The organism is Caenispirillum bisanense, from assembly GCF_039523075.1.
GTDB classification, from domain to species: domain Bacteria; phylum Pseudomonadota; class Alphaproteobacteria; order Rhodospirillales; family Rhodospirillaceae; genus Caenispirillum; species Caenispirillum bisanense.
The window spans coordinates 17,228-38,916 of record NZ_BAAAEP010000043.1 but is presented as its reverse complement, the minus strand read 5'-3'; the positions used below and the strand labels follow the sequence as shown (position 1 = coordinate 38,916).

Below are 21,689 nucleotides of genomic sequence, written 5' to 3'. Positions count from 1 at the left end.
TGACGCGGAGGCGGGCGCCGACCCGATGGCCGGCACCCGCTCCGTCACGCCTTACTCCGCCGCCTGGGTGAGCGGCGGGTAGTCGGTGTAGCCCTGGGCACCGCCGCCGTAGAAGGTGGCGCGGTCCGGCTCCGTCAGCGGCAGGCCAGCGGCCAGACGGGCGTCGAGGTCGGGGTTGCTGATGTAGGGGCGGCCGAAGGCGACCATGTCGGCAAGGCCCGACTCCAGGATGGCGCGGGCACGGGCCCCGTCATACCCGCCGGCCACCATGATGGTGCCGCGATAGGCCTCGCGCAGCGCCGTGCGGAAACCGGCCGGCACCGGGTCGTGACCCGGCGGCAGTTCCATCGGGCTCGATTCGCTGGTGTGGATGTAGGCAACACCCAGGCCGTCCAGCAGCCGCGCCACCGCCAGGAACAGGCCGTGCGGGTCGTCGTCGTGGATGCCATTCAGCTCCAGGAACGGGGAGATGCGCACGCCCACCTTGTCGGCGCCGAACACGCCGGCCACCGCCTCGGTCACCTCGGCCAGGAAGCGCAGGCGGTTGTCGACGCTGCCGCCGTAGGCGTCGTCGCGCCGGTTGCTCTCCGACCGCAGGAACTGCTCGATCAGGTAGCCGTTGGCCGCGTGCAGCTCGACGCCGTCGAAGCCGGCGTCGCGGGCGTTGCGGGCGGCCTGGGCGAACTCCTCCACCACGCCGCGCACCTCGTCGGTGGTCAGGGCGCGGGGGGTGGGCGTATCCACCATGCCGATGCCGCCGCCATCGACGACGAAGGCCTTGGCGCCCGCCGCCGCCACCGCCGACGGCGCCACCGGCTGCTGGCCGTGCAGCAGCGGATGGCTCACCCGCCCGACGTGCCACAGCTGGGCGAAGATGCGGCCGCCGCTGGCGTGCACCGCCTCGGTCACCCGCCGCCAGCCGGCGGTCTGCTCCGCCGAGTGGATGCCGGGGGTGAAGGCATAGCCCTGGCCGACCGGCGACACCTGCGTGCCCTCGCTGATCAGCAGCCCGGCGCCGCTGCGCTGGGCGTAGTAGGTGGCGGTCAGCTCGGTCGCCACGTTGCCCGGCTGGGCGGCGCGGGAGCGGGTCATCGGCGCCATGGCGATGCGGTTCTTGAGGTCCAGGGCACCCAGGCGATGGGGCCGGAACAGGATGTCGTCGGTGCGGCTCATGGCAGTCTGCCTTTGCGGAAAGGGTCTAGGTGGGCAGAAGGATGGTGTGTATCGTGCGGATAGAGAATGCCGGGTAAACCGAAAACACTGTTCGGAGCCGCTGAACAATGAGCCTCGCCCTGGAGGATATCCGCCTGCTCCGCCGCATTGCCGAGGTCGGCCGCATGGCGGCGGTGGCGCGCGAGACCAAGCTGTCGCCGGCCACCATCAGCGCCCGCCTGAAGGCGGCGGAGGAGCATCTGGGCGTGCGCCTGTTCCTGCGCACCACCCGATCCCTGTCACTGACCGAGGAAGGCCGCCGCTTCATGGCCGCCAGCGAACGGCTGGTGGGGGAGTGGGAGAGCCTGGCCGATGCGGTGCGCGGCGGCGGCGCGCCGCTGGCCGGGCTGATCCGCGTCACCGCCCCCTTCGACCTCGGCATGCAGCACGTGGCGCCGCTGCTGGAGGACTTCCAGCGCGATCATCCGCAGGTGGTGGTGGACCTGGACCTGACCGACGCCATGGTCGATCTGGTGGCGGCGGGGGTGGACCTGGCCATCCGCGGCGGCTCCCTCGCCGACAGCGGGTTGCGGGCCCGGCGGCTGGCCGCCACCCGTCCGGTGGTGGTGGCGGCGCCGGCCTATCTGGAGCGGGCCGGCCGGCCGGAAAGCCCGCCCGACCTCGCCCGCCACCGCTGCATCGTCCGCCGCTCCGGCGACCGGCTGGTGGACGAATGGAGCTTCCAGCGCGACGGCGAGCCGCTGGTGGTGCGGGTGCGCCCGGCGCTGGTCTGCAACAACGGCGCCCAGACCCGCCAGTGGGCGGTGGCGGGTGCCGGGCTCACCACCAAGATCTGCGTCGACGTGGTCGACGACGTGCGCGCCGGCCGGCTGGTGAAGGTGCTGGAAGACTGGTCGCCGCCGCCCCTGCCGCTGATGCTGGTCTCCCCGCCGCAGCGCCTGGAACCCATGCGCGTCGCCGCCCTGCGCGACCGCCTGGTAACCCGCTTCGCGGCGCTGGCGGATGGGGAGGGTAACTCACGGGTTGGCGGCGGACGGCTTCATGTGGCCGGGGCGCCCGCCAGTTTCTGAGCATTCGCGGCGATCAGGCCGACGATGCGATCAATGGTCTTGCTCTCCGCCTTGATCAGCTCCTCGGCGACACTTCGCAGCCGCTTCAGGTTCTTCGGACTGGCATTGTCCATGGCATCGCTGGCTTTACCCTTGAGTTCGGGATCCAGCCGGATGTATCGGTCCTCCTTGCCCGAGTCGTTCAGCAGTTCCTTCAGGTGATTGCCGGTCACGTCGGCCTGCCCCTGCATCATGATGGAGATGATCGGCTTGTCGAGCAGCGGCGACACCCACGACAGCGGCCCCCAGCTCCGCACCTTGTCGTACTCGTAGGACGTGTTGGCGACCCCGGTGCCCAGCGAGACGATGACGATCTCTTCCTCCGGGTACCCCAGCTTCAGGGCCTCCACGTAAGCCGACATGGCCGGGTCGTTGTTGAACACGCCGCCATCGATCAGGATCCGCACCTCGTTTTTCGTCAGGTCGGTCACCGGTTCCGGCTCGAAGAAGGTCGGCGCGGCCGAAGTGCCGCGGGCAGCATCGCGGAAATAGTAGTCGGAGTAGGGGCGGGGCTTCGGGTGTTGCCGCGGGCCGGCGCCTTTCATGAACACCGTGCGGCGCGCCTCGATGTCGTAGGCGGTGATCAGGACGGCGCCGTGGGCCTGCGACAACTTGCCGTCCCCCAGGTACCGCTTCAGCTTGGTCTCCAGCGGCTTCTCGCTGTAGGACTCGTCCACCATGCCGATGATGCGGCGGAAGATGTGAGGCGGGAAGATCTCCGGGCCTTCGGTCTCGTACAGGCGGACGAGGTCGGCGGCCGTCATGGCCGGCACCGAGTCCTTGCCCGGCTTCGGGCACGTCAGGCCGGCGGCGATGATGCCGCCGGTGGAGGTGCCGGCGATCAGATCAAACGCGCGCGCCAACGGCACGGGGGGCAGCCCGGCGCCCGCTTTCTGGACGAGCGCCGAATACTCAAAGTCGGTGGTGAGTCCCTTCACCTTGGCATTCAGCCGCTTCTCGATCTCTTCAAGCACCAGCGCCGGAATCAGGCCGCGAATGCCGCCGCCGTCGATGGACAGGATGATCGCCATGGCACCCCCCAATCGTGATGGATGTGATTGAAGGATGATGCGCTCATATATAGTAGTTCGCAAGATGCTGCTAATATGGCAGCGCCGACTTTCACGAAACTCTCACGCGGTGATCCGCCCCGGCAGAATGCGGCGGTAGGTGAGGGCTTCGGCGATGTGGAGGCGGCGGACGGAGTCGCTGCCGGCGAGGTCGGCCAGCGTGCGGGCGACGCGCAGGATGCGGTGATAGCCGCGCGCCGACAGGTGCAGCCGCTGCGCCGCCTCGGTCAGCAGGGTGCGGCCGGCGTCGTCGGGGGCCGCCACATGCTCCAGCAGCTGGCCGTCGGCGTCGGCGTTGCAGCGCACCGGGCGATCGGGGCTGAGGCGGGCGTAGCGGCGGCGCTGTTCCTCCCGCGCCGCCGTCACCCGCGCCGCCACCACCGCCGTCGGCTCCCCGGCGGGCGCGGCGGCAAGGGCGAAGGGCGGCACCGCCGGCACCTCCACATGGATGTCGATACGGTCCAGCAACGGTCCCGACAGCCGCGCCTGATAGTCGCCGGCGCAGCGCGGCGCCTTGTTGCAGGCCAGCGCCGGATCATCCAGGTACCCGCAGCGGCACGGGTTCATGGCCGCTACCAGCTGGAAGCGGGCCGGATAGGCGACATGGCCGTTGGCGCGCGCGATCACCGCCCGCCCCGTCTCCAGCGGCTGGCGCAGGGCTTCCAGGGCGCCGCGGGCGAATTCCGGCAGCTCGTCGAGGAACAGCACACCGTTGTGGGCGAGGCTGATCTCCCCCGGCCGGGCGCGATGGCCGCCGCCCACCAGGGCCGGAACGGAGGCGGAATGATGCGGGTCGCGGAAGGGTCGGCGGTGCAGCAGGCGGCCGCCGTCCAGCTGCCCGGCGATGGAGTGGATCATCGACACCTCCAGCGCCTCTTCCGCCGTCAGGGGCGGCAGCAGGCCGGGCATGCGGGCGGCCAGCATGGACTTGCCGGAGCCCGGCGGGCCGATCATCAGCAGGTTGTGGCCGCCGGCCGCCGCCACCTCCAGCGCCCGCCGCGCCGTCTCCTGCCCCTTGATGTCGGCCAGATCGGGTAGCGGCGGGCCGTCCATGGCCATGCGCGCCTCCGGCCGCGGCAGCAGCTGCGAGCCCTTGAAGTGATTGATGAGGTCGAGCAGCCCGCGCGGCGCCAGCACCCCCTGGCCGCCGGCCCAGGCCGCCTCGCCGCCCTGCGCCGCCGGGCAGATCAGGCCGCGATCGGCGGCATTGGCGGCGATGGCCGCCGGCAGCACCCCGGCCACCGGCGCGAGGCCGCCGTCGAGCCCCAGTTCGCCGAGCACGGTGTACTGCGCCATGTCCTCCGCCGGCAGCACGCCCATGGCGACCAGCAGGGCGCAGGCGATGGGCAGGTCGAAATGGCTGCCTTCCTTCTGCAGGTCGGCGGGCGCGAGGTTGATGGTAATGCGCTTGGGCGGCAGGGCGAGGCCGACGGCGGTGAGGGCGGCGCGCACCCGTTCGCGGCTTTCGGCCACCGCCTTGTCCGGCAGCCCCACCAGGGCAAAGGACGGCAGCCCGCCCGCCACCGACACCTGCACCTCGATATCGAGCGTCTCGATGCCCTGGAAGGCCACCGTGTTGATGCGCGCGACCATGTTCCCCCTCGCGTCAGACGCGGGGGAGTTTACACGCTGCACGCGAAGGGGCCAGCGGCAATGATCAGCCCCGGATGGCGGGCGGCGGCGCTAGGGGTGTTGCCGCGCCTCCGGCGGCACGTCCTTGTCGTACTGCGGCAGGCCGTCGTCCAGGCGCACCCACGCCGGGCGCTCGCTCACCCACTCGTGGCAGCCGGGGGCGACGGCGGTGGGGTCGTCGAGCGCCGTCAGCGGCACGCCGACGTTGGACGGGTCCGTCGGGTCGGTCATGTGCAGGGTGGCGCCGCAGTGGGGGCAGAAGAAACGGTGGCCGCGCCACGACGACGGGAAGCACTGCGGCCGGCCCTCGGTCAGGCGAAACGACTCGGCGGGCCAGCAGCCCCAGGGAATGCCGGCCGAGCCGCTGGAGCGCTGGCATTCGCGGCAGTGGCACCAGTCGGAGTAAAGCGGTCGGCCGGTCACTTCAAAGCGCACGGCGCCGCACAGGCAGCCGCCGGCCAGGGTGTCGGGGGCAGGGGGTGTCTCGCTGGTCGTCGCAGGCACGCGGGCCTCCTTCGCTGGGGGATGGGGCGGGCGAACGGCGGAACAGGCCCAGCATGGCGATATCGAGCGCGCTGCTCCAGGCCCATTTCGTCTGGTCGAGCATGTTCCGTCTCCGGCCGGGGGTGTCCGATGCCATCTTGACGCCGGACCACCGTTGCGGAGAAATCACCTTATCTCGCCCGTCATGTGAGCCAGGATCACGCCGCCATGCCCCACCCGCCGCTGCCGTCGCTGGTCGCCCTGCGTGCCCTGGAGGCGGCGGTGCGCCATGGCGGCGTCGTGCGGGCGGCGGCGGAGCTGGGCGTCACCCACGGCGCCGTCAGCCGCCACCTGCGCGACCTCGAACAGGCGCTGGGGGTGGAACTGGTGGTGCGCGGGGCGCGGCGGCTGGAGCCGACCTACGAGGGGCGCCGGCTGGGGGCGGCGCTGACACCGCTGTTCGACGGCATGGCGGCGGCGGTGGAGTCGGTGCGGCGGCGGCCGGAGCGCGAGTCGCTGCGGGTGAGCGTCGACCCTGCCTTCGCCGGCCTGTGGCTGCTGCCGCGCCTCGGCGCCTTCCGCCGGCCGCGGCCGGGGGTGGAGGTGGTGGTGGACGCCGCCACCCATCTGGCCGACGTCGCCGCCGGGCCGGTGGACGTGGCGGTGCGCCATCTGGTCCACCGCCGGCCGGAAGCCGACGGCTGCCGGTTCGAGAAGCTGGCCGATGCCCTGTGCTTCCCGGCCGCCACCCCGGCCCTGGCGGCGACCCTGGGGCCGGCGGCGACGGCGGCGGACATCGCCCGCCTGCCGCTCATCCACGACGACGGCCGCGAACCCTGGCACCTGTGGCTGAAGGCGGCCGGGGTGGCGCCGCCGCCCGATCGCGGCGCCCTGCTGCTCAACGACCTGACGCTGGCGGTGCTGGCGGCGGAACGGGGCGAAGGGGCGGTGCTGCTCGACACCGTGCTGGGGGCGGAGGCGCTGGCGGCCGGCCGGCTGGTGGCGCTGTCGCCGCTGACCGTGCGCATCGGCACCTACTGGCTGGTCACCCCCGCCGCCCGCCCGCTCGGCCGGCCGGCGCGGGAGTTCGCCGACTGGCTGCGGGCCGGCCTGGGCGGTGGCGAGGCCGGCGCCTGAGCCGGCCGCCCTACCAGATGGTGCGGGCCAGATGCTCGCCGCCGCCGGTGATCTCGGCGAAGACGGCGCGGGCCTGGGCCTCGTCGCGCCAGCCGTCGGGTTCCACCAGCCGGGCCATGCCGGCCGGCGAATCGGGCTCGCCGCCACGGTCGGCGGCGCTGAGGGAGTAGACCTTGCCGTCGCGCGCCTCCACCACCGCATGGCGGCCGCTGGCGCGGTCGCGGATGAGGCGGAAGCTGGCGTGCTCGGCGACGATGTCGACCTGGGTGTCGGGATCGGGATCGGGGCTCATGGCGGGTCTCCTGCGGCCTGTCCGCCTGCAAAACGATCCACCGCCGCCGCCGGCTGCCGCATCCTGCCGGCGGCAACCGCGCACCGGTGTCGACCGTCCCCTGTCAGACACCGCGCCGCCGACGCAGACGGAGACCCCGCCGCCATGACCGTGACCCCCACCCAGGCCGTGCCGCCGCTCGACCTGCCGCTGTCCGTCGGCGGCCGTTTCACCATCGCCGCCCAGCGACCGCAGAGCTTCACGGTGGTGGTGTTCTACCGCGGCCTGCACTGCCCCATCTGCAAGACCTACCTGCAGCAGCTGGCGGCCCGCTGGCAGGACTTCACCGCCCTCGGCTGCAAGCTGGTGGCGGTCAGCTGCGATGATGCCGACCGCGCCGAACGCAGCCGCGCCGACTGGCAGCTGGGCGACCTGCCGGTGGCCTATGGCCTGACGGAGGAGGACGCCCGCGCCTGGGGCCTCTACCTGTCGCGCGCCATCAAGGACGACGAGCCGCCGCTGTTCTGCGAGCCCGCCCTGTTCCTGGTGCGCCCGGACGGCACCCTCTACATGGCCAGCGTCGCCTCCATGCCCTTCGCCCGGCCGCCGGTCGACGAGGTGCTGTCGGCCATCCGTTTCGTCACCGAAAAGGACTACCCGCCGCGCGGCGATGCCTGAGGCCGGCGCGGGGCCTGGCTCACACCGCGTCCATATCCACCTCGCCGGTGCGGATGCGCACCGTGCGCAGCACGTCGGTGACGAAGATCTTGCCGTCGCCGATCTTGCCGGTGTGGGCGGCCTCGCGAATGGCGTCGATGACCTTGTCGACGATGTCGTCCTCCACCGCCACCTCGATCTTCACCTTGGGCAGGAAGCTGACTTCGTACTCGGAGCCGCGGTAGATTTCCGTCTGCCCCTTCTGGCGGCCGAAGCCGCGCACCTCCGTCGCCGTCAGGCCGAGCAGGCCGAGGTCGAGCAGCGCCTCGCGCACGTCGTCGAGCCGGAACGGCTTGATGATGGCCGTGACCATCTTCATGGCGGAACCCCTTGTCTGTGTCGGAGCCGGCGCCGCACCCGCGTCGCCCATGGGGCAGCGCTGTTCAAGCCGCGTGCCAGCCGCCGCCCGGCAGCGACGGGCGCCGGGCGGGCCGGCCCCGCCGCCTTGCCCGCTTATTTTTTAGGCACGGCTGCATTTCCGCATATTTTTTATTCACTCGCCTGCCGACGCACCGCAAGGCTGGACAAAGCCGGTGGTCGGGGCTCAAATCCCCGCCGTACACGCGGGCAACCACAGGCACGCACAGGCAGGAGCGGACCATGGAGCTTCGGACGGACGTCCTCATCATCGGCGGCGGACTGGTGGGCGGCAGCATGGCCTGCGCGCTGGCCTCCCACGGCGTGCCCTGCATCGTGGTCGACCGCGACGAGCAGAGGGCCCTGGTGGACGAAGGCTACGACGGCCGCTGTTCCGCCATCGCCCTTGCCTGCCAGAAGGTGCTGGCGGCCACCGGCGTGTGGCAGTACATGGCCGACGACGTGCAGCCGATTGAACAGATTCGCGTCGCCGACGGCGAAAGCCTGCTGTTCCTGCACTACCATTACCAGCTTCTCGAAGAGGGCGAGCCGCTGGGTTACATGAGCGAGAACCGGGTCATGCGCCGCGCCCTGTTCCGCCGGCTGGACGAGCTGCCGGCCGCCACCTACCTCGCCCCCCACTCGGTCACCAGCCTGGACCGCGGCCCCGACGGGGTGACGGCGGAGCTGGAGGACGGCCGCATCATCCGCGCCAAGCTGGTGGTCGCCGCCGACGGCCGCCGCTCCCCCACCCGCGAGGCGGCGGGCATTCCGGTCCACGGCTGGGATTACAAGCAGAACGGCATCGTCTTCACGGTGTGGCACGAGCGTCACCACCAGGGCATCGCCCACGAGCACTTCCTACCCGCCGGCCCCTTCGCCATCCTGCCCCTGCGCGGCGGCCACCATTCGTCGCTGGTGTGGACGGAACGGCGGTCGCTGGTGGACGAGCTGATGTCGCTGGACGACGCCACCTTCCAGGCCGAGCTGATGAAGCGGTTCGGCGATTTCCTCGGCGAGGTGAAGGTGGTCAGCCGCAAGTTCAGCTATCCGCTGACCCTGCAATTCGCCCGCCGCTACACCGACCGCCGGCTGGCGCTGATCGGCGATGCCGCCCACGGCATGCACCCGGTGGCCGGCCAGGGCATGAACTTCGGCCTGCGCGACGTGGCGGTGCTGGCGGAAAAGATCGTCGAGGCGCACCGGCTCGGCCTCGATGTCGGCACCACCACGGTGCTGGACGACTACCAGCGCCTGCGGCGGTTCGACAACCTGCTGATGCTGGGGCTCACCGACGCCATCGTGCGGCTGTTCTCCAACGACATCGCGCCGATCCGCATTGCCCGCGACATCGGCCTGGCGGTGGTCAACCGCATCGACCCGGCCAAGAAGTTCTTCATGCGCCACGCCATGGGCCAGGTCGGCACCCTGCCGCGGCTGATGCGGGGCGAGGCGCTGTAAGGCGCCCCGCCCTCACCGGCCAGAACGCCGCCTCAGCGCAGCTGCGACAGCATGGGGGCGGCGTTCTCGAAGGTCTTCACGCGGTCGAAGCCCTGGCGCATCTGCGTCATGATGAACTCCGCCCGCCGCACCGGCGCCGAATCGACCTCGCCGGGGAACTGGCGCACCCAGGCGTTCATCTTCACCGTCAGGGCGCACAGCACGCCGCCGATTTCGGTGTGGTAGCTCTGGATCAGCTCCTTCACCCGCTGGAAGCGGATGGCGGAGATGTTGGACCACATCTCGGCGGTGGAACGGTCGAAGTTCTCGAACCGGCCGGTGACGGCGGCGGCCAGTTCGTTCAGCCGCGTTTCCATCATGGTGCAGGTCTGCATCAGCGACTGGTCGTTCTTCAGCTGCCAGTTGCGGCGCAGCGATTCCAGGCTGTCCAGGAAGTTGTCGAGCAGCGGCTGGATGCGGTCCAGGCACTGGCGGTAGTACGACAGCGACAGGAAGATGTCGCCGTAGTCTTCCAGGAACTGCGGAATCTCCATCATGTCGATGGACAGCTTCTGCGCCATCACCCGCAGCTTTTCCTTCGCCTTCTTGACGTCGGGGTCGCGGAACAGCCGCACGATGTCGTCGAAATCGTGGATGGAGACGTCGCTGTCACCATAGACCTGCAGGATCAGCGGCCGGGTGAACTGGGTCATGTACTCGGCCAGTTCCAGGTTCTTTTCCGGCGTCAGCTTCAGGGCCACGTTGTCGCGCACCGAAATGCCCAGCCGCCGCAGCAGGATGCGCAGCGAAAAGACGTCGTAGGTGGGCAGCAGCGCCAGCTGGCGCAGGGTGGCGAGATCGGGGTGCGGCTTGCGCCCCTCGGGATCGTCGTCCTCCTCGTCGTCGGGACGCACCCAGCCGAACAGCTTGGGCAGGTCCTCCACCTCCAGCTGGCCGGAGCCGGTCTCCTTCTCGGCGAAGACCTCCACGACGCTGCGCAGCTGGTGGTTCTTGATCATGCGCGCCCGCTGCAGCGCCTTGGTTTCGATCGGAATGATCGACAGCGGCAGGACATAGATCGAGTCCATGTCCGAATCGATAATCGGCGTCACGGGTTTGCTACCCATGGCGACAGTCCCCTCCCAGTGTCCCGCCGCCCCGCACGCGGCGCGACCATGGTAGCACATTTGCGTCACGAACAAGACGCCTCAGCAGCCTCTGGCAGCAACGGGGCGGAGCGGCTACATATGGCGCCATGCCTCGCTACAAGCTCATCATCGAATACGACGGCGGACCGTTCTGCGGCTGGCAGCGCCAGGCCAACGGGCTGTCCGTGCAGGAGGCGGTGGAAACCGCCGTCACCCGCTACTGCCAGGTGGAGGCGGTGGTGCATGCCGCCGGCCGCACCGACTCGGGCGTCCATGCCCTTGGCCAGGTGGCGCATGTGGACCTGCCGCGCAGCGATCCGCCCGACAAGGTGCGCGACGCCCTCAACGCCCACCTGCGGCCGCATCCGGTGACGGTGGTGCGGGCGGAGGCGGTGGACGAGGACTTCCACGCCCGCTTCTCGGCCCGTGAACGGTCCTACCTCTACCGCATCCTCAACCGCCGGTCGCCGCCGGCGCTGGATGCCGGGCGGGTGTGGTGGGTCGGCGCGGCGCTGGATGCCGAGGCCATGCACGATGCCGCCCAGGCGCTGGTCGGCCACCACGACTTCACCACCTTCCGCGCCAAGGAATGCCAGTCGCAGTCGCCGGTGAAGACCCTGGACGAAATCCGCGTCACCCGCGTCGGCGAGGAGATCCACCTGTTCTGCCGGGCGCGGTCGTTCCTCCACCACCAGGTCCGCAACATGACCGGCACCCTGCGGCTGGTGGGCGAGGGCCGCTGGAGCCGCGCCGACGTCGCCTGCGCCCTGGCCGCCCGCGACCGCGCCGCCGGCGGCCCGACGGCCCCGCCGCAGGGGCTCTACTTCCTGCGCGTCGACTACCCCACCGCCGCCACCACCGAGGAGCACGACCCATGCACTGGCTGACCCTCGCCACCGCCATCGCCTTCGAGGTGGCGGGCACCACCAGCATGAAGCTGTCGGAGGGGTTCACCAGGCTGTGGCCGTCGGTGGCGATCTTCGTCTGCTACGCGGTCGCCTTCACCATGCTGACCCTCACCCTGCGCACCATGGGCGTCGGCATGGCCTATGCCATCTGGTCCGGGGTCGGAACGGTTGCCACCGCCATCATCGGCTACACCCTGTTCAACGAGCCGATGAGTGCCATGAAGATCGCCTGCATCGGCCTCGTCACCCTGGGCGTCGTCGGCCTCATGCTGGCCGACTGACGGCCGCCGCCGGCACCAGCGGGGCGGTCGCGGCGGGGGGTCTGGCCGCCGGCGCCTGCCAGCGCGGCCCGCCGCCGGTGACGCGGGACAGGAACCGCAGGATGTCCGGCCCCGCCACCTCGATGCGCTCGACGCTGTCGTGGTCGCAGCGGGTGTAGACGATCAGCTCGCAGTCCTCGTCGCTGCGGCGGTTGCCGTGGATGATGTAGGCATCGCCCACCGGCACCATGCGGTCGTCCTCGCCGTGCAGCACCAGCACCGGGCAGAGGGCGCGGCGGATGGTGTTCTTCGGCGCCACGTCGCGGAAGCGCCAGCCGATGCGCCATTCCACATAGCGGTTGACCAGCCAGCCGAGCGGCCGGTACGGCACCCGCACCCGCTCCATGAACCGGCGCATGATCTTTTCCGGGTCGGCGAAGGCGGAGACGGAAACCGCCCCCACCAGATCGGACCGGCGCGACGCCGTCAGCAGCGCCGCCCCGGCGCCGACCGAATGGCCGAACACGGCGATGCGGTCGCGGTCCACCTCCGCCCGCCGGCGCAGCCAGTCGACGCCGGTGGACAGGTCTTCGGCGAAGCGCGGCATGCTGGCGAAGGTATCCTGGGCGCTGTCGCCGTGGCAGCGGCTGTCGATCAGCAGCAGGGCATAGCCGGCGGTGTGCAGCGGCGCCACCACCGGCAGCAGTTGCGAGCGGTTGGAGCCCCAGCCGTGCATCACCGCCACCGCCGGCGCCGGCCGCCCCACCGCCACCGGCGGCGGGATGTACCACGCCGTCAGGGCCTTGCCGTTGACCGCCGCCAGCGCCACGTCCTCGCAGGGCAGGCCGATGTCGGCCGGGTGCACCGTGTTGGGCTCCCGCTTGGGGCGGAAGCCGACGTCGATGACCAGGAAGACGGCCAGCAGCAGCACGGCCGGCACCACCACCGCAAGGGTCCAGGTCAACCAGGGGTCCATGGGGAGGGCTCCGTTGGGCGCCGTCAGGCGGGGCAGCCGCCGGCCTGCAGCACCTGCTCGCGCAGGGCCTGCAGATGGCGGTCGGGGATGCCGAGCTGGTCCAGATGCTCGACTGTCGACAGCAGGTATTGCGCGCAGCTGCCGAGCCGGCCGGTGGCGCGGGCGATCACCGCCGCCGCCTCCGCCAGGCTCAGCCGGCCGGCGTAGCGCGCCGCCTGCCGGTTGATGGTGAAGGCGATGGCGCGCACCTCGCCGGCCTCGGTGCGCACCCGCGTCCAGCGCGGCAGGTAGCCGTCGGAGACCATCTCCCGCCGCCAGACGATGTCCAGTTCCTCCCACGCCTCCGCCGCCCGCACCCGGAAGACGACGCCGCGGCAGGCGCCGCCGCGGTCGAGGCCGAGCACCAGCCCCGGCTCCTCCGGCGTGCCGCGGCCGAGGGGCGTCCACAGGCAGAACCGGCGGTGCCAGCCGTGCAGGGTGCCAAGGCGGCGTTCGGCGTAATGGAAGGCCGGGTTCCAGATCAGCGAGCCGTAGCCGAACACCCACACGTCACCCGCCGGCACCCGCTGCCCGCCCAGCATGGCGAGGAGGGAGGCATGGCGTTCATCTTCGGTGGTCAGGCGGATGGGGCAGCCGCTGTCCTCGATCATCCGTTGCAGGACACCGGCGCGGATGCTGTCGCGGGTCAGGCTCAAGGCGGGTCACCTCGGAAACGGGCTCGACACCCTACTACATAATCATCGCCGCGGGGGGACGGAACCACGCGGCGGCCGGGCGCGAAGTGGCCCTGGCCGGTGCCGGTCCCCCCGTGGTTTAGTGTGGCGCAACCAACAAGTCCGTCCAAGGCTGCCGGCGAAAGGCTTTTCCTCCCATGACCGTCCTGCCCGAGAGCGCCTCCGCGCCGCTCCGCACGGTGATCGTGCGTGTGTTCCTGCCCTTCGCGCTCGGCTATTTCCTGTCCTACCTGTACCGCAGCGTCAACGCCGTCATCTCGCCCTACCTGCGCACCGACGTGGGGCTGGAGGCGGCCGACCTGGGCCTGCTCACCAGCGCCTATTTCCTTGCCTTCGCCCTGGCCCAGCTGCCCATCGGCGTGGCGCTGGACCGCATGGGGCCGCGGCTGGTGGAAGCCTTCCTGCTGCTGTTCGCCACCGCCGGGGCGGTGCTGTTCGCCATCGGCGAGGACACCACCACCCTGGTCATCGGCCGTGCCCTCATCGGCCTCGGCGTCGCCGCCTGCCTCATGTCGGCGCTCAAATCGATGACGCAATGGTTTCCGGTGGAGAAGCTGCCGCTGGTCAACGGCATCGTCGTCGCCTCCGGCGGCCTCGGCGCCCTGGCGGCGACGGCGCCGACCGAACTGATCGTCGATGCCGTCGGCTGGCGGCCGGTGTTCTGGGGTCTGGCGGCGGCGACGCTGCTGTGCGCAGTCATCCTGCTGCTGGTGGTGCCGGAAAAGAAGCGGGTCGGCAGCGCCGAAAGCCTGGGCTCCAGCCTGCGCACACTGGGCGCCATCTTCCGCAGCCGCGCCTTCTGGCGCATCGCCCCGGCGGTTGCCATGAACCAGGGCGGCTTCATGGCCATCCAGGGCCTGTGGGCCGGCCCCTGGCTGCGCGACGTCGCCGGGATGAGCAAGCCGCAGGCGGCCACCGTGCTGCTGCTGACCGCCGCCGCCATGGTGGCCGGTCAGCTCGGCCTCGGCTTCATCGCCGAGCGCCTGGGCCGGGTGGGCGTGAAGGGGCTGACGGTGTTCGCCTGGGGCATGGGCGCCTTCATCCTGGCCGAGGTGCTGCTGGCCGCCGGCTGGGTGGAGGCGGCGGTGCCGCTGTGGATCGCCTTCGGCTTCTTCGGCACCGTCGGCATCCTGTGCTACGCCATCCTGTCGCAGCAGTTCTCGGCGGCGCTGGCCGGGCGCAGCAACACCAGCCTCAACCTGACCATGTTCGCCGCCGCCTTCGCCTTCCAGTGGGGCATGGGCGCCATCATCGGCCTGTGGCCGCAGACGGCGGACGGCGCCTACCCCGCCGAGGCCTACAGCGCCGCCTTCCTGACGGTGGTGGTGCTGCAGACGGTGGCGTGGCTGTGGCTGCTGATCGACGGCCGGCGGGCGCGCGACTGACGGGCGGCGGCCTCACACCACCTCGAAATCCAGCCCGATGTCGAGGGCGGGGACCGAGTGGGTGAGGAAGCCGAGCGACACCAGATCGACGCCGGTGGCGGCCACCGCCTCCAGGTTGGCGAAGGTGATGCCGCCGCTGGCCTCGGTGGTCAGGCGGCGGTCCACCCGCCGCACCGCCTCGCGCAGGGTGTCCGGCCCCATGTTGTCGAGCAGCACCGCATCGGCCAGGCCGAGGGCCAGCACTTCGTCCAGCTGGTCGAGGGTGTCCACCTCCACCTCGATCTTCACCATGTGGCCGAGGGTGTCGCGGGCCCGGGTCAGCGCCGGCCCGACGCCGCCCGCCACCACGATGTGATTGTCCTTGATGAGCACCCCGTCATCGAGGCCGAAGCGGTGGTTGGTGCCGCCGCCCACCCGCACCGCGTGCTTCTCCAGCCCGCGCAGGCCGGGGGTGGTCTTGCGGGTGCAGGCGATGCGGCAGCCGTGCGGTGCCGCCAGCGCCACCGCCTTCGCCGTGGTGGTGGCGATGGCCGACAGGCGGGCGAGCAGGTTGAGCGCCACCCGTTCCCCCGTCAGCACCGCCCGCGCCGGCCCTTCCACCGTGGCGACGCAGGTGCCGGCGGCGACATCGGTGCCGTCGTCGTGATGCACCGTCACCGTCACCGCGTCATCCAGCAGGGCGAAGGTCCGCCGCACCACCGCCATCCCCGCCACCCGGCCGGGGTGGCGGAAGTGGAAGCGGCCGCGGGCGCGGTCGCCGGCGCCGACGACGGCATCGGTGGTCAGGTCGCCGGCCTGCCCCAGGTCTTCGGTCAGGGCGGTGAGCAGCAGCGGGTCGAGCTGGAACGGGTACAGGGCGCGGGTCATGACGGCTCCATCAGGCGGCGGCTTCGGCCGCCGCGGGGCTGAGCAGGGCGGACAGGGTGACGACGTGGCGGCGGCCCCAGCCGTCCCCCGTCGCCGGGGCATCGGTGCGGCAGTGGGCGCCGCGGCTCTCCCCCCGGCGCAGGGCGGCGGCGGCCAGCAGGCGGGCGACGAGCAGCAGGTTGGCCGCCTCCGCCTCGGCACGGATGGCGGCGGCATCAGCGTGGCGACGCGGCACGGCAGCGAAACGATCCGCCGCCGCCGCCAGTCCGGCCAGGGCCTCGCCGAGCCCGGCGGCGCTGCGCACCAGCCCCAGGTGGGCGCTCATCAGCCGCCGCACGGTCGCGGCGGCGGCGGCGCTATCGGCCGGATCGGCGGCCCTTGGCGGAGCCTCCGCCCCCGTCGGCACCGGCTGCGACGGCGCCGCCAGCACGGAGGCGGCCACCCGGCGGGCGAACACCAGCGCCTCCAGCAGCGAGTTGCTGGCCAGCCGGTTGGCGCCGTGGACGCCGGTGCAGGCGACCTCGCCGCAAGCCCACAGGCCGGGCAGCGAGGTGCGGCCGTCGAGGTCGGTGAGCACCCCGCCCATGTGGTAGTGGGCGGCCGGCGTCACCGGCACCGGCGCCGCCAGCGGGTCGAAGCCGTGCTCGGCCAGCAGCGCCATCACCTGCGGGAAGGCCGCCGCCCCGCGCGCCGCCAGGGCCGGACGCAGGTCGAGGAACACCGCCTCGCCGGCCGCCACCCGCCGGCCGATGGCCCGCGCCACCACGTCGCGCGGCGCCAGGTCGGCCAGCGGATGCTCGGCGGCCATGAACGGGCGGCCGGCGGCATCGCACAGCACCGCGCCGGCCCCGCGCAGGGCCTCGGTCAGCAGCGGCAGGCGGCCTTCGGCGCCCGGCACCGCCAGGGCGGTGGGATGAAACTGCACCATCTCCAGGTCGGCCAGCTCCGCCCCGGCGCGGGCGGCGAGGGCGAGGCCGTCGGCGGTGGCCTCGGCCGGGTTATAGGTGGCGGCGAACAGGCCGCCGATCCCGCCGGTCGCCAGCACCACCGGCCCGCTCAGGACGACCGTTCCGCTGCCGGCATGATGCCCCGCGAGCCCCACCACCCGCGACCCCTGGCGCAGCAGCCGCAGGGCGGTGGTGTCGGTCTGCAGGCGGATGTGGGGGGCGGCGGCCACCAGCGCCGCCAGCGTCTCCACCAGCCGGGCGCCGGTGGCGTCGCCGCCGGCGTGGACGATGCGGTCGGCGGAATGGGCCGCCACCAGCCCCAGCACCACGGCGCCGCCCGGCGTGCGGTCGGCCGGCAGGCCGGCGGCGATGAGGCGGCGGGTCTCGCCGATGCCGGCTTCCGCCAGCAGGGCGGCGGCGGCGGCATCGACGGTGCCGGCGCCGGCCGTGACGGTGTCGGCGGCATGGGCTTCGGCGCTGTCGGCCTCGCCCAGGGCGCAGGCGATGCCGCCCTGGGCCCACAGGCTGGAGCCGCCGGGCAGGCCGGCGGTCTTGGTGACCAGCACCACCGGATGCGGCGCCAGGGCCAGGGCGCAGGCCATGCCGGCGGCGCCCGAACCGACGACGATGACCGCCGGGGCGGCGCAGGCGGCGGCGGGCGCGGCGGCGGCGGCGCTCATGGCCCTACCTCCCCACCGCCAGCATGCGCTCCACCGAGGCACGGGCGCGGGCGGCGACGTCGGGCGCGATCTCCACCTGCGGGCCCATGGTCTCCAGGGCGGTGCGGATGTTGTCCAGGGTGATGCGCTTCATGTGCGGGCACAGGTTGCAGGGGCGGACGAACTCGGTCCGCGGCGACTCGGCGGCGATGTTGTCCGACATGCTGCACTCGGTGACCATGAACACCCGCTTCGGCGTCTCCCGCCGCACGAAGTCCTGCATCTGCGCGGTGGAGCCGGCGAAATCGGCGGCGGCCAGCACTTCCGGCGGGCATTCCGGGTGCGCAATGACCGTCAGCTCGTCATAGGCGGCGCGGTATTCGGCGATGTCGGCGGCGGTGAACTGCTCGTGCACCTCGCAGTGGCCGCGCCACGGGATGATGCGCACCGAGGTCTGCTGCGCCACGTAGTCGGCCAGGTATTCGTCGGGCAGGAAGATCACCTCCGGCACGCCCAGGCTTTCCACCACCTTCACGGCGTTGCCCGAGGTGCAGCAGATGTCCACTTCCGCCTTCACGTCGGCGGAGGTGTTGACGTAGGCGACCACCGGCACGCCGGGGTGCTTCGCCCGCAGCGCCCGCACGTCGGCGCCGGTGATCGACTCGGCCAGCGAGCAGCCGGCCCGCAGGTCGGGCATCAGCACCGTCTTGGCCGGGTTCAGCAGCTTCGCCGTTTCGGCCATGAAGTGGACGCCGGCCATGACGATGACCTCGCCCTCCGCCTCCACCGCCTGCGCCGCCAGGGCGAGGCTGTCGCCGACGATGTCGGCCACGGCGTGGTAGATCGCCGGGCTCATGTAGTTGTGGGCCAGGATGACGGCGTTGCGCTCCCGCTTCAGGCGCAGGATGGCGTCGATGGTCGGCTGCATCAGCGCCCATTCGGGGGCGGAGATGACGTGCCGCACCTTGTCGTAAACCGCATCGCGGGCAGTGATGGCGTTCATGGCCGGGCGGCCTCCTTATGATCCGCTTGAGCACCAACGGCATGCTTGGCTTGAGCACATAAAGAATGCTCAGACGGAGCATAAAACCGTCAAGCAAATTTTGCAGGATCATGACGGCGGCGGCGCGCCGGCCCGGAACGGCGAAGCGCCGGAGCGGGTACAGCCGCTCCGGCGCTTCGTTGGCAGGCAGGAATGACCGGACCTTGGGGGGCGGCGACAGGCCACCCCGCCCGATCAGAAGTTGAAGCCGACGCCGATGGCGTGGAAGAAGGCGCCGTCGTCGTAGGCATCGTTCACGTCGCTCGCATTGCGGAACGTGAACTGATACTCGGTCTGAGCGTAGATGAAGGTGTTGTTGTCGGCGTAGTACTTCACGCCCAGCTCGGGGCCGGCGGAGAAGGTGTTGTTGACGCCTTCACCGTAGATGCCGCCGATGCTGGCGCCGATGTACGGCCGCCAGCGGCCGAGGTCGAACACGAAGTCGGCAAACACCCGCGTCGCCCCGGTCAGGGCGCTGTCGTCGCCGGTGTCGGCGAAGTTCAGCGTCTGGCGCACGCCGACGAGGATGTTCTCGTTCATGTACTTGCCGACGCTGCCGGTCACGCCGAGGGCGTTGGAGTCGAAGTCGTTGTCGCTGCTGCCGCTGCCGGAAATGGTGGCTTCCCAGCTGCCGGGCTGCGGGCCGGTGAAGGGGATGTCCTGCGCCTGAGCGGTGGCCGGAACGGCGATCAGGGCGGACAGCAGAAGCAGTTTTTTCATCGGTGTTCTCCTGAGTGACGCTACGTTCCTCAGGACGGCTGTCGACTGTCGACCGTTGCCGCGCTGCGGCGAAGGGAGAGTCCATTCCGCCGCAGGTGTTGCAGGAATGCGACACCCCGTGTCCTGGCCGGCGCCCCCGAAACGACAATGCCCGGCCGTTGCCGGCCGGGCATCGCGTACTGCGGCGGGGGAGGGTGCCTCAGTTGGTGGTCATCAGCACCGGACGCGGAGTGGTGGCGGTGCTCGGCGGCAGGATCGGGTACTCGACCCGCGGCTGCTGGCCGGTCAGGGCGTGCAGGAAGGCGGTGATGTCGTCCACCTCGGCGCCCGACAGCTCGCGGCCCAGCTGGGCGGTGCCCATGACGGCCACGGCCTGCTTCAGATCCCACACCGTGCCCGAGTGGAAGTAGGGGGCGGTGAGGGCGACGTTGCGCAGCGGCACGGCGCGGAAGACGTATTCGTCGTCGGCGGTGGCGGTGACCGCATAGCGGCCCTTGTCACCCGGCGGCAGGATGTCGGCGCCGGGGCGCTGCACCACACCGAACGGGTAGTATTCCTGGCCGCCCAGGTTGACGCCGCCGTGGCAGGCCGCGCAGCCGGCATCGACGAAGGTCTTCAGACCGCGCTTCTGCTGCTCGGTCATGGCGTTGGGGTTGCCTTCGAGGTACTGGTCGAAGGGCGACGCCGGGGTGATGAGCGTGGCTTCGAAGGCTTCGATGGCCATGGCGACGTTGTCGAAGGTCACCGGGTCCTTCTCGCCGGGGAAGGCGCGCTCGAAGTGGGCGACGTACTCGGGGATCGACTTCAGGGTCTCGACCACCACAGCCGGCTGGTTGTTCATCTCGACGCCGGCCTGGATCGGGCCCTTGGCCTGCGATCGCAGGTCTTCGGCGCGGCCGTCCCAGAACTGGGCGGCGTTCAGCACGGCGTTCAGCACGGTCGGGGAGTTGCGCGGACCCTTCTGCCAGCCGTGGCCGATGGAGGTCTCCAGGTTGTCGTCGCCGCCCATGCCCAGGTTGTGGCAGGTGTTGCACGACAGCAGCTGGCTCGCCGACAGGCGCGGATCGAAGAACAGCATCTTGCCGAGTTCGACCTTCTCGCCGGTCACCGCGTTGCCGGCAACCTTCGGCACCACCTGCGGGATCGGTTCGAACAGCTCGTTGGCGGTCGCCATCAGAGCCTTGTCATCAATCTGGGCGGCCATAGCGGTCGTGGCGCCGAGCACCAGCGGCAGAGCCGTCATCACCATCGCCAGACGCATCATGCGAGCCATGGTGTCCCCTCCTTAGGTCCTGTTTGCGGTCATCGGAGGTGGGGCGGTTTTGGCACCTAAGCGGCAATGGCCTCATCTCCGTGAGGGAATATGACCACAATTCCGGTGGGGCTGTCCAGCAAGACAAGAATTTTTCTAATGTAGATGAGATCGATTCTTAACATCCATAAAAGCAATGTTGTTTTTGCATGGCGGCCCTGCGGAAGGCTCAGTCCCCGCCCCGCACGAGCGGCATTCCGATACCAACCGCATGGCGTTCCCGCAGCACCTCGCGGCGGAAGCGGTAGAGTTCGGCCGGGCGGCCGCGGCCCGAATCGTCGGTCCGCCCGGTCGGCTCGACCATTTCGCCCTGCAGCAGGGTGCGGCGGAAGTTCTGCTTGTGCAGGCTGGCGCCGGCCAGCGCCTCCACCACCCGCTGCAGCTGCAGCAGGGTGAACTCCTCCGGCACCAGGTCGAACACCACCGGCCGCCATGCCAGCTTGCCGCGCAGCCGGCCGAGGGCGGAGGCGAGGATGCGGCGATTGTCCACCGACAGCGGCGTGCCCAGCTGCGCCGCCACCACCAGCCGCACCGGGTCCACCGGCGGCGGCTCGTGACCGGCGGCGCGGGCGGAGGCGGCGCGGTCGCGGATGGCCTCCGGCACCAGCCCCGCCTCGTACAGCAGTTCATAGCGGTCGAGGGTGCGGCTGCGGTCCTGGCCGGCGGTGGTGTGCAGGCCGTAGCAGATGTCCAGCCGCTCCGCCCGCGCCTGCCGGCTGGCGGCATCGGGGGCGGCATCGGCCCAGGCACGCAGGTGCGGCACGATGACATGGTCGATCACCGCCGGCCGTCCCTCGCGCCAGTCCTCCCACGGCAGGAAGGAATACCAGTCGCGCCATTCCGCCTCGCCGCTGCCGGCCACCGCCGCCTCGTGGGTGAGCGCCAGATAGGCCACCGACACCAGACGCGGCCCGCCGTACAGCTCGCGCGGGTCGCGGTACTGGTTGCCGAAGGTATAAAGCTGCTCGACATAGCGCAGCGACAGGCCGGTCTGCTCCTCCACCCACTGCCGCAGGCCCAGTTCCAGGGTGCGGTGGCGCTCCGGCTCGAAGGGGCCGTAGGGCAGGGTTTCCGGGCTGTCGTGGGGGATGGCGGCGCCGCCGCGCTGGGCCTCGGTGGCCAGGCCGTGGGCCATGCGGCGGGCCACCAGCACGCGCGGCGCCTCGTCGGTGACCGCGGCGATGACGGCGGTCAGGCCGATGACGGCATCGGTGGCGGCGGGCGGCTGGACGGCGGCGGCGGTCACGGCGGGTCTCCGGCAGGCGGCTCGGGGAGGGGGATGCCGCGCAGTCTGCCGCAAAGCCGGCGCCGCCGCCAGCGGTCGGCGCCAAAGGCAGCGGGG

Annotated in this window: 23 protein-coding genes; 8 read left to right on the top strand and 15 right to left on the bottom strand. The window is 71.4% G+C overall.

Translation table 11 applies throughout. The features are described from left to right. Positions 1 to 51: 51 nt before the first annotated feature. Entirely contained in the window at positions 52 to 1,173 is a 1,122-nt protein-coding gene (locus ABD056_RS17010; protein ID WP_343868561.1) for an alkene reductase, read from the bottom strand. A 107-nt stretch (positions 1,174 to 1,280) separates the two neighbouring features. Here ABD056_RS17010 and ABD056_RS17005 point away from each other — a divergent pair, with 107 nt between their 5' ends. Beyond that, entirely contained in the window at positions 1,281 to 2,243 is a 963-nt protein-coding gene (locus ABD056_RS17005) for a LysR family transcriptional regulator (protein WP_343868559.1), read from the top strand. Here ABD056_RS17005 and ABD056_RS17000 read toward each other — a convergent pair. The 3 genes from ABD056_RS17000 to ABD056_RS16990 form a co-directional block, all read right to left on the bottom strand. Further along, a complete protein-coding gene (locus tag ABD056_RS17000) occupies positions 2,213 to 3,313 on the bottom strand; it encodes a patatin-like phospholipase family protein (RefSeq protein ID WP_343868557.1) in 1,101 nt (366 codons plus the stop codon). The two genes, ABD056_RS17005 and ABD056_RS17000, sit on opposite strands and share 31 nt — an antisense overlap. A gap of 102 nt (positions 3,314 to 3,415) precedes the next feature. Further along, positions 3,416 to 4,945, bottom strand: a complete 1,530-nt coding sequence (locus ABD056_RS16995) for a YifB family Mg chelatase-like AAA ATPase (protein ID WP_343868555.1) — start codon at positions 4,943 to 4,945, stop codon at positions 3,416 to 3,418. A gap of 90 nt (positions 4,946 to 5,035) precedes the next feature. After that, positions 5,036 to 5,488, bottom strand: a complete 453-nt coding sequence (locus ABD056_RS16990; protein ID WP_343868553.1) for a GFA family protein — start codon at positions 5,486 to 5,488, stop codon at positions 5,036 to 5,038. Positions 5,489 to 5,695: 207 nt separating this feature from the next. Here ABD056_RS16990 and ABD056_RS16985 point away from each other — a divergent pair, with 207 nt between their 5' ends. After that, positions 5,696 to 6,604, top strand: coding sequence for a LysR substrate-binding domain-containing protein (locus ABD056_RS16985; protein ID WP_343868551.1), 909 nt, complete (start codon positions 5,696 to 5,698; stop codon positions 6,602 to 6,604). Positions 6,605 to 6,614: 10 nt separating this feature from the next. On the opposite strand, the gene ABD056_RS16980 is transcribed toward ABD056_RS16985, so the two are convergent. After that, a complete protein-coding gene (locus tag ABD056_RS16980; protein WP_343868548.1) occupies positions 6,615 to 6,896 on the bottom strand; it encodes a hypothetical protein in 282 nt (93 codons plus the stop codon). A 144-nt stretch (positions 6,897 to 7,040) separates the two neighbouring features. Here ABD056_RS16980 and ABD056_RS16975 point away from each other — a divergent pair, with 144 nt between their 5' ends. After that, a complete protein-coding gene (locus ABD056_RS16975) occupies positions 7,041 to 7,553 on the top strand; it encodes a peroxiredoxin-like family protein (protein ID WP_343868546.1) in 513 nt (170 codons plus the stop codon). A 19-nt stretch (positions 7,554 to 7,572) separates the two neighbouring features. On the opposite strand, the gene ABD056_RS16970 is transcribed toward ABD056_RS16975, so the two are convergent. Beyond that, the gene (locus ABD056_RS16970) at positions 7,573 to 7,911 is read right to left on the bottom strand and encodes a P-II family nitrogen regulator (protein ID WP_343868544.1); all 339 of its coding nucleotides are present in this window, start codon (positions 7,909 to 7,911) and stop codon (positions 7,573 to 7,575) included. Positions 7,912 to 8,192: 281 nt separating this feature from the next. Between ABD056_RS16970 and ABD056_RS16965 the strand changes: the two genes are divergently transcribed. After that, on the top strand, positions 8,193 to 9,410 hold the full coding sequence (locus tag ABD056_RS16965; protein ID WP_343868542.1) for a UbiH/UbiF/VisC/COQ6 family ubiquinone biosynthesis hydroxylase: 1,218 nt from the start codon (positions 8,193 to 8,195) through the stop codon (positions 9,408 to 9,410). Positions 9,411 to 9,442: 32 nt separating this feature from the next. Here ABD056_RS16965 and ABD056_RS16960 read toward each other — a convergent pair whose 3' ends face one another. Then, positions 9,443 to 10,516: a hypothetical protein gene (locus ABD056_RS16960; protein WP_343868540.1), complete on the bottom strand. Its 1,074-nt coding sequence runs from the start codon at positions 10,514 to 10,516 to the stop codon at positions 9,443 to 9,445. A 128-nt stretch (positions 10,517 to 10,644) separates the two neighbouring features. Here ABD056_RS16960 and truA point away from each other — a divergent pair, with 128 nt between their 5' ends. Together truA and ABD056_RS16950 are read left to right on the top strand one after the other, a co-directional pair. Next, positions 10,645 to 11,424: a tRNA pseudouridine(38-40) synthase TruA gene (truA, locus tag ABD056_RS16955; protein WP_343868538.1), complete on the top strand. Its 780-nt coding sequence runs from the start codon at positions 10,645 to 10,647 to the stop codon at positions 11,422 to 11,424. Next, on the top strand, positions 11,412 to 11,726 hold the full coding sequence (locus ABD056_RS16950) for a DMT family transporter (RefSeq protein WP_343868536.1): 315 nt from the start codon (positions 11,412 to 11,414) through the stop codon (positions 11,724 to 11,726). Before truA ends, ABD056_RS16950 begins: the two co-directional genes overlap by 13 nt. On the opposite strand, the gene ABD056_RS16945 is transcribed toward ABD056_RS16950, so the two are convergent. Both ABD056_RS16945 and ABD056_RS16940 read right to left on the bottom strand, forming a co-directional pair. Beyond that, the gene (locus ABD056_RS16945; protein WP_343868535.1) at positions 11,710 to 12,681 is read right to left on the bottom strand and encodes an alpha/beta hydrolase; all 972 of its coding nucleotides are present in this window, start codon (positions 12,679 to 12,681) and stop codon (positions 11,710 to 11,712) included. The two genes, ABD056_RS16950 and ABD056_RS16945, sit on opposite strands and share 17 nt — an antisense overlap. A gap of 23 nt (positions 12,682 to 12,704) precedes the next feature. Continuing rightward, positions 12,705 to 13,376 (bottom strand): gamma-glutamylcyclotransferase, encoded by a 672-nt coding sequence (locus ABD056_RS16940; protein ID WP_343868533.1) that lies wholly within the window; start codon positions 13,374 to 13,376, stop codon positions 12,705 to 12,707. A 176-nt stretch (positions 13,377 to 13,552) separates the two neighbouring features. Between ABD056_RS16940 and ABD056_RS16935 the strand changes: the two genes are divergently transcribed. Further along, positions 13,553 to 14,800: an MFS transporter gene (locus ABD056_RS16935; protein ID WP_343868531.1), complete on the top strand. Its 1,248-nt coding sequence runs from the start codon at positions 13,553 to 13,555 to the stop codon at positions 14,798 to 14,800. A gap of 12 nt (positions 14,801 to 14,812) precedes the next feature. On the opposite strand, the gene nadC is transcribed toward ABD056_RS16935, so the two are convergent. The 3 genes from nadC to nadA are packed head-to-tail and all read right to left on the bottom strand — an operon-like array spanning position 14,813 to position 18,276. Then, on the bottom strand, positions 14,813 to 15,667 hold the full coding sequence (gene nadC, locus ABD056_RS16930) for a carboxylating nicotinate-nucleotide diphosphorylase (RefSeq protein WP_343868529.1): 855 nt from the start codon (positions 15,665 to 15,667) through the stop codon (positions 14,813 to 14,815). Between the two features lie 10 nt (positions 15,668 to 15,677). Next, the gene (locus ABD056_RS16925; RefSeq protein ID WP_343868527.1) at positions 15,678 to 17,294 is read right to left on the bottom strand and encodes an L-aspartate oxidase; all 1,617 of its coding nucleotides are present in this window, start codon (positions 17,292 to 17,294) and stop codon (positions 15,678 to 15,680) included. A 4-nt stretch (positions 17,295 to 17,298) separates the two neighbouring features. Beyond that, a complete protein-coding gene (gene nadA / locus ABD056_RS16920) occupies positions 17,299 to 18,276 on the bottom strand; it encodes a quinolinate synthase NadA (protein WP_343868525.1) in 978 nt (325 codons plus the stop codon). Between nadA and ABD056_RS16915 the strand changes: the two genes are divergently transcribed. After that, a complete protein-coding gene (locus tag ABD056_RS16915) occupies positions 18,266 to 18,472 on the top strand; it encodes a hypothetical protein (protein WP_343868523.1) in 207 nt (68 codons plus the stop codon). The genes nadA and ABD056_RS16915 overlap by 11 nt on opposite strands. A 38-nt stretch (positions 18,473 to 18,510) precedes the next feature. Here ABD056_RS16915 and ABD056_RS16910 read toward each other — a convergent pair whose 3' ends face one another. The 3 genes from ABD056_RS16910 to ABD056_RS16900 form a co-directional block, all read right to left on the bottom strand. Beyond that, positions 18,511 to 19,035: a hypothetical protein gene (locus ABD056_RS16910; RefSeq protein WP_343868521.1), complete on the bottom strand. Its 525-nt coding sequence runs from the start codon at positions 19,033 to 19,035 to the stop codon at positions 18,511 to 18,513. Positions 19,036 to 19,234: 199 nt separating this feature from the next. After that, positions 19,235 to 20,299 (bottom strand): cytochrome-c peroxidase, encoded by a 1,065-nt coding sequence (locus tag ABD056_RS16905; RefSeq protein WP_425545049.1) that lies wholly within the window; start codon positions 20,297 to 20,299, stop codon positions 19,235 to 19,237. Positions 20,300 to 20,516: 217 nt separating this feature from the next. Beyond that, positions 20,517 to 21,593 (bottom strand): NUDIX hydrolase, encoded by a 1,077-nt coding sequence (locus tag ABD056_RS16900; protein ID WP_343868519.1) that lies wholly within the window; start codon positions 21,591 to 21,593, stop codon positions 20,517 to 20,519. Positions 21,594 to 21,689: the final 96 nt, after the last annotated feature.

Bases quoted from the DNA above. Each gene is read 5' to 3' on its own strand.
- ABD056_RS17010 (WP_343868561.1), bottom strand. From the start codon at position 1,173: ATGAGCCGCACCGACGACATCCTGTTCCGGCCCCATCGCCTGGGTGCC.
- ABD056_RS17005 (WP_343868559.1), top strand. From the start codon at position 1,281: ATGAGCCTCGCCCTGGAGGATATCCGCCTGCTCCGCCGCATTGCCGAG.
- ABD056_RS17000 (WP_343868557.1), bottom strand. From the start codon at position 3,313: ATGGCGATCATCCTGTCCATCGACGGCGGCGGCATTCGCGGCCTGATT.
- ABD056_RS16995 (WP_343868555.1), bottom strand. From the start codon at position 4,945: ATGGTCGCGCGCATCAACACGGTGGCCTTCCAGGGCATCGAGACGCTC.
- ABD056_RS16985 (WP_343868551.1), top strand. From the start codon at position 5,696: ATGCCCCACCCGCCGCTGCCGTCGCTGGTCGCCCTGCGTGCCCTGGAG.
- ABD056_RS16980 (WP_343868548.1), bottom strand. From the start codon at position 6,896: ATGAGCCCCGATCCCGATCCCGACACCCAGGTCGACATCGTCGCCGAG.
- ABD056_RS16975 (WP_343868546.1), top strand. From the start codon at position 7,041: ATGACCGTGACCCCCACCCAGGCCGTGCCGCCGCTCGACCTGCCGCTG.
- ABD056_RS16970 (WP_343868544.1), bottom strand. From the start codon at position 7,911: ATGAAGATGGTCACGGCCATCATCAAGCCGTTCCGGCTCGACGACGTG.
- ABD056_RS16965 (WP_343868542.1), top strand. From the start codon at position 8,193: ATGGAGCTTCGGACGGACGTCCTCATCATCGGCGGCGGACTGGTGGGC.
- ABD056_RS16960 (WP_343868540.1), bottom strand. From the start codon at position 10,516: ATGGGTAGCAAACCCGTGACGCCGATTATCGATTCGGACATGGACTCG.
- truA (WP_343868538.1), top strand. From the start codon at position 10,645: ATGCCTCGCTACAAGCTCATCATCGAATACGACGGCGGACCGTTCTGC.
- ABD056_RS16950 (WP_343868536.1), top strand. From the start codon at position 11,412: ATGCACTGGCTGACCCTCGCCACCGCCATCGCCTTCGAGGTGGCGGGC.
- ABD056_RS16945 (WP_343868535.1), bottom strand. From the start codon at position 12,681: ATGGACCCCTGGTTGACCTGGACCCTTGCGGTGGTGGTGCCGGCCGTG.
- ABD056_RS16935 (WP_343868531.1), top strand. From the start codon at position 13,553: ATGACCGTCCTGCCCGAGAGCGCCTCCGCGCCGCTCCGCACGGTGATC.
- nadC (WP_343868529.1), bottom strand. From the start codon at position 15,667: ATGACCCGCGCCCTGTACCCGTTCCAGCTCGACCCGCTGCTGCTCACC.
- ABD056_RS16925 (WP_343868527.1), bottom strand. From the start codon at position 17,294: ATGAGCGCCGCCGCCGCCGCGCCCGCCGCCGCCTGCGCCGCCCCGGCG.
- ABD056_RS16915 (WP_343868523.1), top strand. From the start codon at position 18,266: ATGGCGTTCATGGCCGGGCGGCCTCCTTATGATCCGCTTGAGCACCAA.
- nadA (WP_343868525.1), bottom strand. From the start codon at position 18,276: ATGAACGCCATCACTGCCCGCGATGCGGTTTACGACAAGGTGCGGCAC.
- ABD056_RS16910 (WP_343868521.1), bottom strand. From the start codon at position 19,035: ATGAAAAAACTGCTTCTGCTGTCCGCCCTGATCGCCGTTCCGGCCACC.
- ABD056_RS16905 (WP_425545049.1), bottom strand. From the start codon at position 20,299: ATGATGCGTCTGGCGATGGTGATGACGGCTCTGCCGCTGGTGCTCGGC.